This window comes from Tumidithrix elongata BACA0141 (genome assembly GCF_036349135.1).
GTDB classification, from domain to species: Bacteria; Cyanobacteriota; Cyanobacteriia; order Pseudanabaenales; family Pseudanabaenaceae; genus Tumidithrix; species Tumidithrix elongata.
The window spans coordinates 97,570-113,353 of sequence record NZ_JAZBJZ010000001.1 but is presented as its reverse complement, the minus strand read 5'-3'; the positions used below and the strand labels follow the sequence as shown (position 1 = coordinate 113,353).

At 45.4% G+C, this 15,784-nt stretch carries 11 protein-coding genes; 1 reads left to right on the top strand and 10 read right to left on the bottom strand.

From position 1 onward, the window contains the following. Window positions 1-100: 100 nt before the first annotated feature. Entirely contained in the window at window positions 101-2,803 is a 2,703-nt protein-coding gene (locus V2H45_RS00460) for an ATP-binding protein (protein ID WP_330481631.1), read from the top strand. A gap of 27 nt (window positions 2,804-2,830) precedes the next feature. Here the strand turns inward: V2H45_RS00460 and cbiE are convergent, their stop codons facing one another. The 10 genes from cbiE to V2H45_RS00410 form a co-directional block, all read right to left on the bottom strand. After that, window positions 2,831-4,075, bottom strand: coding sequence for a precorrin-6y C5,15-methyltransferase (decarboxylating) subunit CbiE (cbiE, locus tag V2H45_RS00455; protein WP_330481630.1), 1,245 nt, complete (start codon window positions 4,073-4,075; stop codon window positions 2,831-2,833). Between the two features lie 220 nt (window positions 4,076-4,295). Next, a complete protein-coding gene (locus V2H45_RS00450) occupies window positions 4,296-4,634 on the bottom strand; it encodes a type II toxin-antitoxin system PemK/MazF family toxin (protein ID WP_330481629.1) in 339 nt (112 codons plus the stop codon). Next, window positions 4,631-4,918 carry a hypothetical protein gene (locus V2H45_RS00445; RefSeq protein WP_330481628.1) on the bottom strand — a complete coding sequence of 96 codons (288 nt, stop codon included), beginning with the start codon at window positions 4,916-4,918 and terminating at the stop codon, window positions 4,631-4,633. The genes V2H45_RS00450 and V2H45_RS00445 overlap by 4 nt, the downstream gene beginning before the upstream one ends. A 65-nt stretch (window positions 4,919-4,983) precedes the next feature. Next, complete coding sequence (locus tag V2H45_RS00440) at window positions 4,984-5,301, bottom strand: hypothetical protein (RefSeq protein ID WP_330481627.1); 318 nt, start codon at window positions 5,299-5,301, stop codon at window positions 4,984-4,986. Between the two features lie 266 nt (window positions 5,302-5,567). Beyond that, window positions 5,568-7,283 carry a hypothetical protein gene (locus tag V2H45_RS00435; protein ID WP_330481626.1) on the bottom strand — a complete coding sequence of 572 codons (1,716 nt, stop codon included), beginning with the start codon at window positions 7,281-7,283 and terminating at the stop codon, window positions 5,568-5,570. After that, window positions 7,280-9,343: a hypothetical protein gene (locus V2H45_RS00430; RefSeq protein ID WP_330481625.1), complete on the bottom strand. Its 2,064-nt coding sequence runs from the start codon at window positions 9,341-9,343 to the stop codon at window positions 7,280-7,282. Before V2H45_RS00430 ends, V2H45_RS00435 begins: the two co-directional genes overlap by 4 nt. A 374-nt stretch (window positions 9,344-9,717) precedes the next feature. Further along, window positions 9,718-10,413 (bottom strand): 2,3-bisphosphoglycerate-dependent phosphoglycerate mutase, encoded by a 696-nt coding sequence (locus V2H45_RS00425; RefSeq protein WP_330481624.1) that lies wholly within the window; start codon window positions 10,411-10,413, stop codon window positions 9,718-9,720. After that, a complete protein-coding gene (gap, locus tag V2H45_RS00420) occupies window positions 10,410-11,435 on the bottom strand; it encodes a type I glyceraldehyde-3-phosphate dehydrogenase (RefSeq protein WP_330481623.1) in 1,026 nt (341 codons plus the stop codon). The genes V2H45_RS00425 and gap overlap by 4 nt, the downstream gene beginning before the upstream one ends. Before the next feature lie 125 nt (window positions 11,436-11,560). After that, window positions 11,561-12,583, bottom strand: a complete 1,023-nt coding sequence (locus V2H45_RS00415) for a 2-hydroxyacid dehydrogenase (protein ID WP_330481622.1) — start codon at window positions 12,581-12,583, stop codon at window positions 11,561-11,563. 94 nt (window positions 12,584-12,677) lie between these two features. After that, complete coding sequence (locus V2H45_RS00410) at window positions 12,678-15,197, bottom strand: glycogen/starch/alpha-glucan phosphorylase (RefSeq protein ID WP_330481621.1); 2,520 nt, start codon at window positions 15,195-15,197, stop codon at window positions 12,678-12,680. Window positions 15,198-15,784: the final 587 nt, after the last annotated feature.

The window sequence follows — 15,784 nt, the reverse complement described above, 5'->3', positions numbered from 1 at the left end:
CAACCTTTAAAATTTACCTGCGCGAATGCTTCGCCCTCCAGCCAAGCTAAAATCTACCTATGCGAATGCTTCGCCCCTGACGATATATAGGTAATAGCAGTTGAAAAATATCATTTTGCCAAGGCGAGAGAGTTTAGTACAGCGCGTGCTGTGGGGCTTGACCATCAGTGTTACCCTCCTTGCCACTGCCTCAATGATGCTCTTGCTGTACGTGCATCAAGGTACTCCCGAATTTCAACAACTGGCGACTTGGATTGCGATCGCGGCTTTAATTGCAGGCTTAGCTGCGGGCATCTTTGTGGCACGCTCGATCGTACGTAGCATTCAGCCTTCACTCACAGAGCTATCGCAGGTCGCAGAAGAGATCTCTACAGGCAACCTCTCGGTGCGATCGTCGATCGCGCGCTACGACGAACTCGGCGAATTTGCTGAAGTCTTTAACCGTATGGCGGCACAGCTAGAGGCAAAGACCGCCAAGCTAGAGGCAAGGGATATTCAATTTAGCTTGCAGTCTTTCGATCAAGTCTTGGTCAACACCACCGATCTGACCAAGCTGATCAAAACCAGTCTAGAAAAGGTCTGTCAATTGACCAACGCTCAATTGGGCAGTTTATATCTATGGGAAAGCAGTAATGCATTCCCAGAAGGGAATCGCTTGGTGTTAGTGGCAGAATGGGGCTATAAAACCAGTCATCTCATGCAAGAAATTGCCATGGGAGATGGACTGATTGGGCAAGCTGCGCAGTTGGGTGAGGCGGTGATTTGGGAAGGCGATCAACTCAACGGACAGCCCTTGGTTTACCGCACGCCCGCAGGCGATCTCTTACCTCAGAGTCTCTCGGCTTGGCCGTTAATGCTCAAAAAGAATGTGATTGGCGTGCTGTTTTTAGGTAGCCTTGCCAAACTTTCGCCCCAAAGTCGGAACCTATTGCGATCGATCGATCGCCGTCTGGCGACCGCAATTAGCAATGCCCAGAGCGTCCAAACGATCGCCCGTCAAAGGGAAGAACTGACAACTGTATTCGAGCAATTGGCCGATGGCATTTTGCTTAGCGATCCAGCGGGAAGAATTCTCAAAATTAACTCGGCGGGACGAGCCATGTTAGGCGTGCCAAATCCTGAAAGCGGAAATGGGGCTAAGACCTCGCCTTTAGTGGCGAAATCGATGGAAGATGTGATCGAACAGTTTGACATTCGCCATCCCAATGGTGAGCCTTTGGAAATGTCGGAATTGGTGATTTTCCGTGCTATGTCTACGGGGGAAGTTGTAGAGGATTTGGTGGTGCTGCGTCATCCCAATGATAGCGAGGTGATCTTAAGTACCAAAGCCGCACCTCTTGTGGGTATGGAAGCAGAACTGATTGGCAGTGTGATGATTTTGCGCGATGTCACCGACGAACGTTATCGTGACAAGGTGATGCAAGAAACCAATCGCATCATGATCGATCAACAGCGACGCATGAGCATTTTGCAACGGCTCACGAACTTGATCAACCAACAGTTGCAGGACTTAAACGTATTGTTGGAATCGGTCGTAGAGGCGACCTGCGATGCGATCGCTTGGGCCGAATTATGCGTTTTGGTGCTCTACGATCCCAAGTCAGATCGGCTGGTTTTCTCGGCAACGAATGGACTGCCCGAAGGATTTCCTAAGGATGCTGCCTATACGCTCGATCAGCAGAATCTGATTATGCAGGTATTTCAACAGGGAATTCCGATTGAGATTAAAGCGGGAGAAGCTTATCTGGTTGAGGAGTTACCCGTCAAGAGTGCGCTCTGCGTCCCGATTGAGTCTAGTCGCTCTGGTCGTTTGGGGGTTTTAGCGATCGCCCATTCCCAATTAGAACGAGCTAGTTCTAGAGAGGATATTACGCTATTGGCTTCCTTTGGGGTGCAGGCGGCGATCGCGATCGGGAACGCTCAACTGATCAACCAAATTGAAGCGCAAAACGCTCAGTTAATTGAGGCAACCCAACTGAAGAGCCAGTTTCTCGCCAATATGAGCCACGAGCTACGCACACCGATGAACGCGATCATTGGCTTTTCGCAAGTGCTGCTGCGCCAACGCCGCGACGTACTGAGCGAGAATCAAGCCGACATGGTGGAACGCATCCTTCGCAATGGTAAGAACCTGCTGGAACTGATTAATGACATTCTCGACCTGTCAAAAATCGAAGCAGGACGGATGGAACCCCATCCTGAGTTCTTTAATCTTGACGAACTAATTCACCATACCTGTGAGAGCCTACAACCACTGGCATCGAATAAGTCCCTTGCCTTTGTGTTTGAAAATCAAATCGGCAAATGTACGGTCTATCACGACCCAATGCGGATTAAACAGGTGATTACCAATTTGGTCTCCAATGCCATTAAGTTCACAGATCGGGGCGAAGTGCGTGTAGAGCTGAAATATGGAACAAAATATAGCGATCGCGATAGTAACCTAGAAAACGACAAGCTAGAAAAATCAAAACTTCCAGAAGAGCCAGCGATCGCAAATGGAGAGATTCAAGGTTTAGGGCAGGGCTTGGATGGGCAAAATTCAGCCTTGCCAAGTTCTGACTCTTTGATCGTTGCCGTGCATGACACGGGAATTGGAATTGAGCCTGAGTTTCAACGTACAATTTTCGAGCAGTTTCGACAGGTCGATCAGTCTTCAACCCGCAGACATGGAGGCACTGGTTTGGGCTTGGCAATTACCGAGCAACTGGTTTTGATGATGGGTGGCACGATTAGCCTCGAAAGTTCCGTAGGTCAAGGTTCCATTTTTACGGTTGAGATTCCCAATCGATACGGACAGTAGAAAACCTATGATAGTGAATTCTCTCCATTAGTGCTCTTTCTGTTTGACGACTACCCATTGTGTAATTGGAGCAGAGGGTTTCCAGCCTAAAAAAGAACCGATCGCTTCGGTACGTTGAATGCCAATGCGAATTAGTTCTCCGCCATGTTGATGATGCCATTGCAGCACTTTTTGTTCGCTCTCAATCGTTACGGCATTGACGACAAGACGACCGCCCACATGGAGCGCATCCCAACAGGTTTCAAATAGCCCTGCTACCGTGGCGCCGCCCCCAATAAAAATCACATCAGGCTGTGGTAACCCATCCAACGCGGCAGGTGCATCACCAGCTACAATCTTGAGCCCTGAAATCCCTAGCGCTGCGGCATTATCCGCAATATATTGCCGTCGCGTGGTATTGCGTTCGATCGCGATCGCGCGACAACGGGGATGACTGCGCATCCATTCAATTGCGATCGATCCGCATCCCGCCCCCACATCCCAGAGTAACTTACCGGGGACTGGTGCCAGACTCGATAGCGTAATCGCACGAACTTCGCGTTTGGTCAGTTGTCCGTCGTGGTGATAGGCGGCATCGGGTAAACCTGACGTTTTGATCGCGGGTGGCTTAGAAATCAGCGCAGTGTCTGGATCGGGAATGCAGGCGATCGCGATCGTATTCAAATCAGCAACTTCTGTCGTGCGCCACATTGCGGTTTTCTCATTGGCAAGACCTTCTATCCAACGTTCCTGTGCGCCGCCCATACGCTCTAGTACGGCGATCTGACTTTGCCCAAATCCTGCGTGGGTAAGAAACTCTGCGACGCGAGCGGGTGTCGTTTTATCCGCACTCAAAACCAAAATTCGCGCATGGGGATAGAGGGCTGAAGCCAAAACGGAGACGGGTCGATGGGTGAGGCTAAAGGTTTCAATATCAGCTAAAGCCCATCCCAACCGAGCGCAGGCAAGGCTAAATGCAGAGGGAGAGGGAACGATCGTGATCTCCGCGATCGGAATGTGACGGAGGAGGGTCACACCAATACCATGACACATCGGATCGCCGCTGGCGAGGACGCAAACTGCCTTGCCGCGAAGGTTGAGAATTTTCTCAATCGTCAGATCTAGGGGCGATGCCCAAGTAATCTGTTCGCGAGGATCGCTAGAGGGCAACATGGCGAGATGACGGCTTCCTCCCACCAAAATTTGAGCAGAATCGATCAGGGATCGTGCGATCGCGCTAATTCCCTCCAGCCCATCTTCACCAATACCCACCACTGACAACCACTTGTGCATTCTGTGCGTATCCTCAGTTCTTTAGAAATGGAAATTAAATCATTGGGGTCATAGTGGCAAGACAAGAAATTGGTTTACCTCCTGCAATAAGGATTCAGGCAATTTTTGCAGTTTGGTAATGGTTGCCTCGTATATGGTCATGGGTTAGCCTCCTAGTTCTCTAATTCGATCGCGAGCTTCGTTGTACCACTCTGTATTTCCTTACTGTTGATAGAAATGTTTAGCTGATGATAACGCTAAAAGTTTTGACAACTAAATCAACAAAATCTTCAGGTAAAATCTCTCCTGTTGTTTTCCACCAGCGCTGATTTAGATCGAGCGTTCTGATTTGTTCGGCAATAACTGAACCCTGTACTTTAAAACCTTTGGGAATCGGAATCATCATTTTGATTTCGGGCTTAATGGTGCTGGTAATGGGATGAACTATTACAATTCCCTGACGTTTTTGGTTATATTGCGTATGGCTGATGACCAAGCAGGGACGAGCGTTTCCTGACTGTTCTCTGCCTTGGGTTGGGTTAAGATTAATTCTGATAATTTCACCCCTTTGGATATTCATAGAAGTTCGCGCCCTAGGGGTTCGCTTTCAGTAAATTCCATTACATCGTCAGGATATTGAAAGTTATTAGGAATACTGGCTATTAAGTCATTAAGGGTTAATTCTTGATGCTGTGAGGTTATAGCTAATTGTTTATCTGACTCTCTGACGGTGATATTTGGTAATTCTGTAACTGGCGTTTGATAGGTATGGTGTAAAAAGGCAATGAAATTTAGAGCTTGACGCTGGGCTTCTGGGGGAAGGGCAGCAAAGGTTTCGATAAGTTCCTGTTGGGTGGCGATCATAAATTTAACCTCTGATTTCTTTGATTCTATCGCGAGAGTTGTTATCCCATAGTGCAATTAGTTGGTTAGATGCCTATGTCAAGGTTTCTGGAGTTTGTCATCAAGAAAAATCGCTTCAAATATTTATCAACCAGAAGGGCTGTATAGTCGTTTTGTAGCGTTTGGGTTGTAGCAGGTATTGGCATAGTTTCACATTCCGCAAACCATTGTTCCCATTTTGCTGACCAGTCGATTTCTGGCTGAATGGGATTGTTTTGGATAGGAATTTGCATGTCGTGTTGAATATATAGCCCCAGTGCTTCGAGGATTGCGACGTTAAGGGATTTCCCCTTGTTTTGGATGAGATCGCTTAGCTCATCGGGGATTTCAATGGTAATTTGCATGGGTTAATCTCCTAGTTGTCTAATGCAGTTTTGTGCATTCTCACAATCTACTGTTTTGCTTTGCTGTTGATAGAGTTGTGCTGTCTTGCGAAAACTCGTTGTAGTCAGCGAGAGATCGCTTCTTGACTATCTGCTAAATTATACTTCGCAATCCCGTCCATAAGCCGCTACCAGCGATCGCCAAGACATTTAAATAGAACACCGCAGAAGATGCTGATAGTCTCATTTCCCAACACAATGGAATGGAGAATTGCTCTCTTTGTGCTTTAATCATTTTCACGAATCATCTGATACCAGTACCAAGGCATTACAGGAGTGCGAAAGTGGCGACTTGAAATAGCACCGATGACAAACCATCCTTGGGTAAGGCAAGAAATTTTTTCGTATGTCTGCTGATTGTCTTGATGTAACTTGACGATTCTTTGCTTAACAGTGTCCAAACTTTCGTATAGCTCGACAGACAGCCCAACTCCACTTCCATATCCTGCATTAGATATATAGAGACATTCTTCCGTGAGATCGTCTGGGAACCAAAGCATGAGATTAGTTGCTGTAAATGTTTCTTTGACAGCTTTCTGAAATTCTGTGTATGGGTCAACTAGGTTGAAAATACTAAACCAATCAGCTAATACAGGTAGAAGAACAGAGACTTTCATCAGTTTTTCCTTAGGCGGTGACTGTCCAACCGTCATGGCAATGAGATCGTTATACGAATCCGTGTCAATCGGGAAGCATCTCCCTATTCCGTACGCACGAACAATGCTAATACTAAGCTTTCTAACCCACCAAGCAGCAATTTCGGAGTGTTCCCCAAGAGTAAGCGTGATAAGCGCTAAAGTGATATCAATCGAATGGCAGTCATATCGCGGTATTGATGCAGATGGATTATTTTGGATGAGAGCCGCAATCATTTGGGCAACTGCTAGAATCTGATTCAAGTATTTCTCTTTTATTTCCTCGTCAATGGAAATTTCAGCTATATTCCAGAGAGCTATACCCAGTGTACCTAAGATTCCAATCACTTCAAAGGTGCGTAGAGGATATTCTAATTCGTCACCTTCTCCATAACCAAAAAGCCCATCTTGGATTAAGCAATGTGATTGTAATTTATTGGCATAATCAACGACAACTGCGAAATAAGTGAAGAACAATTCTTCAAATTTTAGGCGTGTTATCTCTTCATCAAAGAGATCATTTTGTCGTATCCATTCCCACACAAGAAGAACCGATCGCTCGGCGCAAAGTAATGCAGGCTTGAGATTATCAGCCTCGCGACACCAGTGAAAAACGATACTAAGGCTTAGGTTCAACAAACAAAGAGCTTTCTGTCTCTTACATGCTGAACTTGTGGTTTTCCCTTGTAGCTCCTCTCTATTAAATAAAGTCTCTTTAATTAATTTATAAAAATATCGAGGCTCGTCTTCGTTCTGGTCAGCAAGGGCAATTGTCTTACGTAAATGCTTCTGTGCTGATTCAGGAAAAAGATATTCATCAAGAAGGTTGTCGTTAATGAGAAGTGACAATTCGTCTCCTCCCCAAAAGGCAAATTCAATCTGACCATACTTTGGGTGAGGACCTGAATGTGCTTCGATATAGTCAACCCAATTTTGATTGACATTTGACTTTAATTCACCACCCGTTGTAAGAATAATTTTTTTGGGAAGATCTTTGTGCTCTGGGAGTATGCATCTACGCAAGTATCCTTCATAAATTTCATTTAAGGACGGGCGAACTCCATTAGGAGTCTTGTCCCACTCATTTCTAGTAATATCACCTTTCTTAGCCGTCAGCAGAAATAATTTCTGTATGCCATCTTTAGGATCGATGCCCACAGCAGAGATATCAACGCCATCTTGTCGATTGCCCTGCATTGCTCTGCTTAAAGGAGTGATTCCCATAGCAAGTAAGAGATCGGGCAGAAGAACATCTAGCTCCCCTGACTCCTTTAACATACTGAGATATTCTCTAATAATCAATCTCATTCATTTCTTCCTCCCTCACAGTCATTATTATCAGAGCAACGTAAATCAACCGATTGCCACCGCAGGCGCTGATATGCCTGCCCTATTGGATCGATAAGCTCCCCTTGTGGTCTTTCAGTCGATATAGAATGCAAAACAAATGGACTGGGTTCTGAAAATTCACCCCTATGCTCTGATGAAAAAGCACGACCATATTTATAGACGACAGAGGTAACCATTTGAGCAAATATCGAACGTCCTTCAGCTTTCTCCATTATCTCGGCTTGCTGCTTCCAATGAGCTAATCCCAGAAGATATGTCTGTTTTGATGAAGGTTGAAGCTCTTTCAGTCGAGGCAGCTTTTGGCGATCTTCAAAATATTGATTTGAATTAGATAGAGCCGATTGAATGACATACTTTTCTAGTTGTGTGACATTTTGTTCTTGAAGCTTTTTTTGAAGGTAATCTCCAGCATCGCGAGGATAGTTATACAGCACATAACTTGTCAATAATTGTTGGACAAGACTTATTACTTTAGGTGAGCATTGCTCTCGTTTAAGAGAAGACAAAAGTAATGCGGAAAGAGAGCTAGCATGTATCCCATAACCTGCAATTCGATATAGAATATTACAGACGATTTGTTCGTCAAGAGTGTCTAAAACCTCTTTGTTTAAGATTACAAAGGAGTTTTTGTTGTGGTCAACTTCAGCTCCTTCCGTACGAACTGGTATTGGATTAAAATACTCATTTGTTTCAAAAGCAAGGAGATGAAGGTGATGATGATTTGAGGCAACCCATTCAGTAAATTTAGCCGTGAACATAGTCTTTTGATTTTTGCTCAGAGCTATAAATGTGCTATTCAGCCCATCAGGCAATCTTTTATAGCCTTCATGTCTTGCGAATTTCCATCTACTAGCTAAGGTCTCAATTATTTGAAAGGTGAATTCAGGTTTGTCTACTACATACTTCTCAATGCAATGATCTAGATGAGGAAGATCTTCGCTTGATAACTCATGACTCAGTACAAGATTGAGCAATGTTTGTCCGTACCAACCCTGCATATTAGCTTTTACTGCTTGCATAAACAAAATATCCATCACCTGTTTCCAAATCGCAGGCTTAGGGCTATTTGAAAGTTCAACAATTACAGTTTCAACCTCAGATGTATGACGTAACAATTCACCATAAGCACGAACCAGCATATAGTCGGTTTCAGGATCTGAAGATTCGAGAAGAGTCTTAAATCGCTCTAGTGTCGAACCTAAAAGTATTTGTGAACTGTCTTGGCTGTAATCAAAATTACCGAGTGAGCAAATGCCTAATCTACGGATAATAGGCTCCTTAGACTCAGACAGAAGTAGTGCTCGTTGATGTGCCTTAGGTAGATCGGAGTTCGCAATTCCTCGCAATACATCAATAAGCAAGTGACAAACAGGAGATTTTGAACGTAACAACAATTCTCCATAAAAATATTCAGCCTCTTCAGGAGATTGAGAAGTTATATTTTCAATAATTCCGTAAACTTGTCCTCTACCTCTATCAAAGTTTTCCCCCAAAGCATCAAACAGATTAAGAATAGCTTTAGATTCAACTGTGAGATTAGGAGCCAGCTCAAAAAACAACTCATATAATTTCCAGAAATTCATTTTTTCTTGAAGATTGTCAGAGTTTCTGAGCGTTGCTGCCCTTATTATTAAATCTACTAAATCTCTCCCATACTCTTGAGTAATCAAAATGATTGCTAAATTCACAATCTTGTGAGGATCTCCAATGTGGGTACGAAAACTCGCTATTTGCCTGAAAATGTCAAGAAATGTTACTTCGTCTTCCCACAATTGATGTAACAAATCAGCAACATAGCGAGTTAAATAGTCCAGTTGAATTTCTGAACTAACAAAAGAAACTCGATCATTTGTTGATTCAAGGTATCCATATTCAATCGCTAATTTCAAATTAACTTCATCTGCTTGTGAAATTGTTACAGTTGTTGAATCTTGTTCATAGACTTTTGCCGCTATTCTCTCCAAAATATCATGCACATCAGTGTTATCACTCTTAATTTGATGCCAGTGGGGTGTCATGGATACTTTCAACTTTTAGTATTCAAATACCATTAAGTTTAGCAAGTTAAATCGGTATTTGTTGACGCATGACAGTTGCAGTTACCCTTGTTGTTCATTAAACAAGAAGAATTTAGCCTTTCATCTTTAACTACTTTTGCAAGCAAGTAGGGTAGGTATAGCAATAGCTAAGTTTAATAGGACGAATTAGGCTTTGGCTCCGCTCAGCCAGTGAGGAGAGTTTTGTCTTAACCTCTCTGGCGGTTGCTATAGCACCCACCATAACTAAAGCGATTTCTGAGCGAGTTCACCACAAAAAAATCTGGTCAAATGTTTACCTTGCCCTAAGTTGTTTTAGCATTTCCCTGTCTTTTGAATATGCTCAAATATCCCAATTAATTCAAAATCAGTTTATGGCTCACCTGTCCTGAGCTATCGACATCGTAGACAATTGGAACCGCCGTCGCGAGTTCCAGATTAATCACTTCCTCATTGCTCAACCCATCGAGTTCCTTGATAATCGATCGCAACGAGTTCCCATGTGCCGCTACCAACACATTGTCGCCATGTTTCAAATGGGTGAGAATGCGATCGCGGAAGTAAGGCACTGACCGCTTCAGCGTATCTTCTAGACTCTCGCCGCTAGGAGGACGGACATCATAGGAACGTCGCCATTTTGTGACTTGGGCTTGCCCAAATTTCTCCACCGTTTCCGCTTTATTCAAACCTTGGAGATTGCCGTAGTAACGCTCATCCAAAGCAGCACTGGGGTAGATCGGTAGCTCTTGCGTGTGGTCGCCTTCATAGCGATCCCACCCGTGCCACTGCGGATCGTCGGCATCATGATGGAGAATCGGTGTTTTACCACCGTTCACCGAGTCGTATTCAGTCAGACAGATAATCGCCGTTTCAATCGAACGAATCAGCAGACTGGTGAAACAGACATTCACCAAGTAGTTTTGCAGCTTACCAGCCGCTGCGATCGCTTCTGCTCGTCCCTGTTTGCTTAATGGAACATCCACCCAGCCCGTAAACTTATTGGCTGCGTTCCAAATGCTTTGACCGTGACGAATCAGAATTAACTTACTCACAAAATTCCATCTGCCTTTGCCATAGACAACATCAAGTCAACCACTCGGTTCGAGTAGCCCCATTCATTATCATACCAAGACACCACCTTAAAGAAGTTGGCATTCAGCTCGATGCCAGCACCCGCATCAAAGATGCTGGAACGGGGATCGCCCTTGAAATCCATCGAGACAACTTCATCCTCTGTGTAGCCTAGAATTCCTGCGAGGTCTCCTTCGGAAGCCGCTTTCATTGCCGCACAGATTTCCTTATAGCTGGTCGCCTTCTCAGTTTTGAAGGTCAGATCGACCACCGAGACATCGGGCGTAGGCACGCGAAATGCCATCCCTGTGAGTTTCCCTTTTAGTTCGGGCAATACCAACGCCACGGCTTTTGCCGCACCCGTGGAAGAAGGAATAATGTTTTGCGCCGCGCCTCTACCACCGCGCCAATCTTTTTTGCTGGGACCATCTACCGTGGGCTGTGTAGCCGTCATGGCGTGAACGGTGGTCATCAGACCTTCGGTAATGCCAAAATTGTCATTCAAAACCTTAGCAACGGGGGCGAGGCAGTTGGTGGTGCAACTAGCATTTGAAACCACGACATCAGTGGCAGGATTGAACTTGAGATGATTCACGCCAACCAGTAAGGTAGGAACTCTGGTGGGATCTTTGGTGGGAGCAGAAATCACCACGCGCTTTGCGCCTGCTTTAATATGGTTCTCCGCCCCTTCAAAGTCTGTAAACAAGCCCGTTGATTCCACCACATAGTCGGCGCCATCTTTCCCCCAAGGTAGTTCGGCGGGGTTGCGAATTGCCGTACAGGGAATCAAGCGATCGTTAATGATGATTCCTTCTTCTGTCGCTTCCACTTTCCCATCAAATACCCCGTGGGTAGAGTCATATTTAAACAGATAGGCGAGGTTTCCTGGGGGTACGAGGTCGTTAATTCCGACAAATTCAATTTGAGGATTGTTAATGGCTGCCCGTAGAACGAGTCTGCCAATGCGCCCAAAGCCATTCACACCAACTTTCAATTTCGTCATATCGAGTTCTCCTACGGATAAACTAACTTGGTCATGAATTTAGAATGAATCGTTCTGAAATCGACTTGAGTAAAACTAGAAATGTTTTAAGAAAGTTGCGATCGAATTTCTTAGACAGTGGTTTCTTAGACAGTGGTTTTTGCCACCCTGACTTTGTCCAGTTTAACTTCGTTGGCACAGACACGCCCTTCGGCAAAGTCCGTGATATTTGCCAGTGTGGTTTCGGCAATATTCGTCAGTGCGTTCTTTGTGAAAAATGCCTGATGACTGGTGACCAGCACATTGGGGAATGCCAGCAATCGCTGAAATACATCATCTTGAATCACTACATTGGAGAGATCTTCAAAAAACAGGTCGGCTTCTTGCTCGTAGACATCTAAGCCCAGATAGCCAATTTTGCCTGACTTGAGACCATCGATCGCGGCTTGGGTGTCGATTAGACCGCCCCGACTGGTATTGATCAACATCGCGCCCTGTTTCATCTGGTCAACAGCTTGAACGCTAATCAGGTGATGAGATTCAGGCGTAAGGGGACAATGCAGCGAAATGATATCGGAGTTCGCGAACAGTTCGGGAAGTTCGACATAGTTCATGCCGAGTTCGAGGCAGGCTTTATTGGGATAGAGATCGTAGCCCAGTAAATTACAGCCGAACCCTTTCATAATCTGTGCCAAAATTGCGCCGATTTTGCCCGTGCCGACGATGCCCACCGTAGATCCAAACAGATCGAATCCCTGTAAGCCCTCAATCGAGAAGTTTCCTTCTCGCACGCGGTTGTAGGCACGGTGGGTTTTGCGATTGAGCGCTAAAATCAAGGCAACCGTATGTTCGGCAACGGCATAGGGCGAGTAGGCGGGAACCCGCACGACGGTCATTCCCAACTCAGCGGCAACGCTCAGATCGACATGGTTGTAGCCTGCCGATCGCAGGGCGAGTAATTTTGTCCCCTGACTGGCAAGCGATCGCAGCGTGTTGGCATTTAAATCGTCATTGATAAATACGCATACGGCAGGAAATCCATTCGCCAAAATGGTCGTATTTTCTGTAAGTCTTGTCTCAAAAAACACCAATTCGTGCCCATACAATGCGGCGAATACTCCCAAAAACTGGCGATCGTACTCTTTGGTATTGAATACTGCGACTTTCATAGGAAGAAATTCCAAATTGGATTGAATTGAAGCGATCGGGCGATTTGGGGCAATCACGGGGGGATTGCCCCTACGTTAGGGATTTCTAGTTCCCTTAACCCTTGAGGGTTGCATGGGCTTGGGTGTATTCCTCTAGGGATACCTTCACAGGCTTGGCATGCCAGATCTCATCACAGTACTCTTTGATCGTGCGATCGGCAGAGAATTTGCCCGATCGCGCTACATTCAAGATCGCCATTTTTGTCCACTTCTTTTGATCGCGATAGGTTTCGCTTACCCGTTCTTGGCAATCCACGTAGGCTTGATAGTCGGCAAACAACATGTAGTCATCGTGATACATGAGCGAGTCGATCAAGGGCTTAAAGAGTTCTGTATCGCCAGATGAGAAGTAACCCATCGAGATGCGATCGATCACAGCTTTAAGTTCGGGATTGGTTTGATAGAAGTGTTGAGGGTTATAGCCCTTTGCCTTCATGTCATAGACTTCGGGTGTGGTCAAACCAAACAAGAAGAAGTTCTCATCTCCAACTTCCTCGCGAATTTCGATGTTGGCTCCATCTAGCGTGCCAATGGTCAAGGCTCCATTCATGGTGAATTTCATGTTACCTGTCCCAGAAGCTTCTTTCCCTGCCGTAGAAATCTGCTCGGAAAGATCGGCAGCGGGATAGATTAGCTGTCCTAAGGAAGCGCTGAAGTTAGGGAGAAACACCACCTTCAACCGATTGCGGACATCGGGATCTTTATTAACGACATTGGCGACGGAGTTGATCAACTTGATCACCAGTTTTGCCATAAAGTAGCCAGGAGCTGCCTTGCCACCGAAAATAAAGGTGCGGGGTACGATGTCGATATTGGGATTGTTTTTAATCTTGATATATAGCCCCACAACCTGCAAGATCGCTAAATGTTGACGCTTGTATTCATGAATCCGCTTGACTTGGATATCAAACAGCGAATCTACATTAATCTCAACACCACTGTGATATTGAATGTACTCAGCCAACTTAGCCTTGTTTTCTCGCTTGATCTGATGCCAATCCTTACAAAAAACAGGATCGTCCGTATAGGCTTCCAGTTTTCTCAGTTCGTCGAGATGCGTCAGCCATGTCTTCCCAATCTTGGCTGTAATCAATGCTGATAGTTTAGGATTGCTGAGCAGTACCCAACGCCGAGGGGTAACGCCATTGGTCTTGTTGATAAACTTCTCAGGCCAAAGCTTGTAAAAGTCCTTGAGTACGTCATGCTTGAGCAACTCTGTATGCAAGGCTGCTACACCATTGACAGAATGACTGCCTACACAGGCTAAGTGAGCCATTCGGACTTGCTTTTCTTGTCCTTCCTCAATCAAAGATAGACGAGACAACAGTGCATCATCCCCTGGATACCAAGTTTTGACATCGTTGAGAAAGCGATTGTTGATCTCATAGATGATCTCTAAATGTCTGGGAAGTAGGGAACTAAACAGGCTCACTGTCCAGCGTTCTAGTGCTTCAGGCATCAAGGTGTGGTTGGTATAAGCAAAGGTGCGTTGGGTAATCCGCCATGCCACATCCCAATCCATTTTATGCTCGTCTAAAAGCAATCGCATCATCTCAGCAATGCTAATCGCTGGGTGGGTGTCATTTAGTTGAATTGCTGCGGTTTCATGCAGGTTCTCTAAGTTCTTATACTTGCGTAGATGATTCCGAATGATGTCTTGCAGCGAACAAGAAACAAAGAAAATCTGTTGTTCTAAACGCAGTTGCCGACCTTGAGGGGTGTTGTCATTGGGATAGAGAACCTTAGAGATGGTTTCCGATCGCATCTTGCTCGATACAGCCCCGTCATAGTCTCCCGCATTAAAGGCTTGGAAGTTAAAGTCATCGCCAGCTTCTGCTTTCCAAAGCCGCAAGGTATTGACGGTATTGGTGTCGTAGCCGGGCACAGGGGTATCAAAGGGAATGCCGATCGCTGTGTGGCTGGGAATCCACCGCACGCGCTCTTGCCCTTTATCGTCGTGGTAGACCTCCGTATGACCGCCAAACTTGACTTCGACGGTGGCATCGGGACGTTCGATTTCCCAAGGATTTCCAAATCGCAACCATTTGTCTGGAATTTCTACCTGCCAACCATCTTGAATGGATTGGTTAAAAATACCGAACTCATAGCGAATGCCATAGCCGATCGCAGGAATTTCGAGGGTAGCAAGTGAGTCTAAAAAGCAGGCAGCGAGTCTACCTAGACCTCCATTCCCTAAACCGGGATCGGGCTCTTGTTCTAGGAGTTCATCTAAGTTCAGCCCAGAGGCTTGAACGGCTTGGCGAACGCTCTCATAGATTTCTAAATTGATCAAGCTGTTACCGAGGTGCCGACCCATCAAAAACTCAGCGGAAAGATAGTAAACAATCTTGACATCTCGATCTAGATAAGTCTTGACAGTTTTGAGCCATCGCTGCAATAGGCGATCGCGTAGGGTATAAGCCAGAGCCATGTAGTAGTCGTTGGGCGTGGCAATGGCGTTATATTTCCCCTGAATGTAAAAAAGGTTATCCGCAAAAGCTCGCTTTAGTGTCTCAACACTTAAGCCTGTACGGTCGTCTTCAATTTTGATATTGCTCTGTACCGAAGTTTCCATAGTTTGATGTGCAGTTTAGTTTGCGGTTTGATTGACTTTGGGGTTCCCAGTGTGGGAATTGCGAATATCGCTATTGTTGATTTGACTTGCCACTTTAACTAACGCATGACTCCTTTTGTATGATTGGTTTAACTTTTTTGTTTAACTTGCTGGAGAACTTGACGTGTTTTATGGACAGCCTTGACCTAAATCTAGCTATTTGTTAGTGAGTTTAGCAAATTGAGCTTAGCCTGCAAGTTGTTGACTCTAGCTTAACAATAGGCATTTATGCCCTTTGGCATCATATAACATGCCGATTGGGTGATTCTGGTAAGGTTGAACACATTACCGAAGCATCCCAAATCGCGATCCCGATTTGCTCGATCGGAGTTCTTGTGGGTTCGGTATGGTTCGACCATGCCGCATAAATCTGTTATCTGACTGCGTATAGCCTTGAAGGCCGTACCGCAGAATTGGCACAACTGAATTTTAGGATTGCGATCGCTGGAATGCCTAAAGGGTTTCAGAATGTTTAAAGGTTTTGTGCATCTTCCTGAATTTAATCTGATATTAATTGCGTCTAAATTTCCGAATCTGTCTTGACTCCT

What these genes read in the sequence shown, in the direction of transcription:
- cbiE (WP_330481630.1), bottom strand. Translation starts at nt 4,075, where the DNA reads ATGCACAAGTGGTTGTCAGTGGTGGGTATTGGTGAAGATGGGCTGGAG.
- V2H45_RS00450 (WP_330481629.1), bottom strand. Translation starts at nt 4,634, where the DNA reads ATGAATATCCAAAGGGGTGAAATTATCAGAATTAATCTTAACCCAACC.
- V2H45_RS00445 (WP_330481628.1), bottom strand. Translation starts at nt 4,918, where the DNA reads ATGATCGCCACCCAACAGGAACTTATCGAAACCTTTGCTGCCCTTCCC.
- V2H45_RS00440 (WP_330481627.1), bottom strand. Translation starts at nt 5,301, where the DNA reads ATGCAAATTACCATTGAAATCCCCGATGAGCTAAGCGATCTCATCCAA.
- V2H45_RS00435 (WP_330481626.1), bottom strand. Translation starts at nt 7,283, where the DNA reads ATGAGATTGATTATTAGAGAATATCTCAGTATGTTAAAGGAGTCAGGG.
- V2H45_RS00430 (WP_330481625.1), bottom strand. Translation starts at nt 9,343, where the DNA reads ATGACACCCCACTGGCATCAAATTAAGAGTGATAACACTGATGTGCAT.
- gap (WP_330481623.1), bottom strand. Translation starts at nt 11,435, where the DNA reads ATGACGAAATTGAAAGTTGGTGTGAATGGCTTTGGGCGCATTGGCAGA.
- V2H45_RS00415 (WP_330481622.1), bottom strand. Translation starts at nt 12,583, where the DNA reads ATGAAAGTCGCAGTATTCAATACCAAAGAGTACGATCGCCAGTTTTTG.
- V2H45_RS00410 (WP_330481621.1), bottom strand. Translation starts at nt 15,197, where the DNA reads ATGGAAACTTCGGTACAGAGCAATATCAAAATTGAAGACGACCGTACA.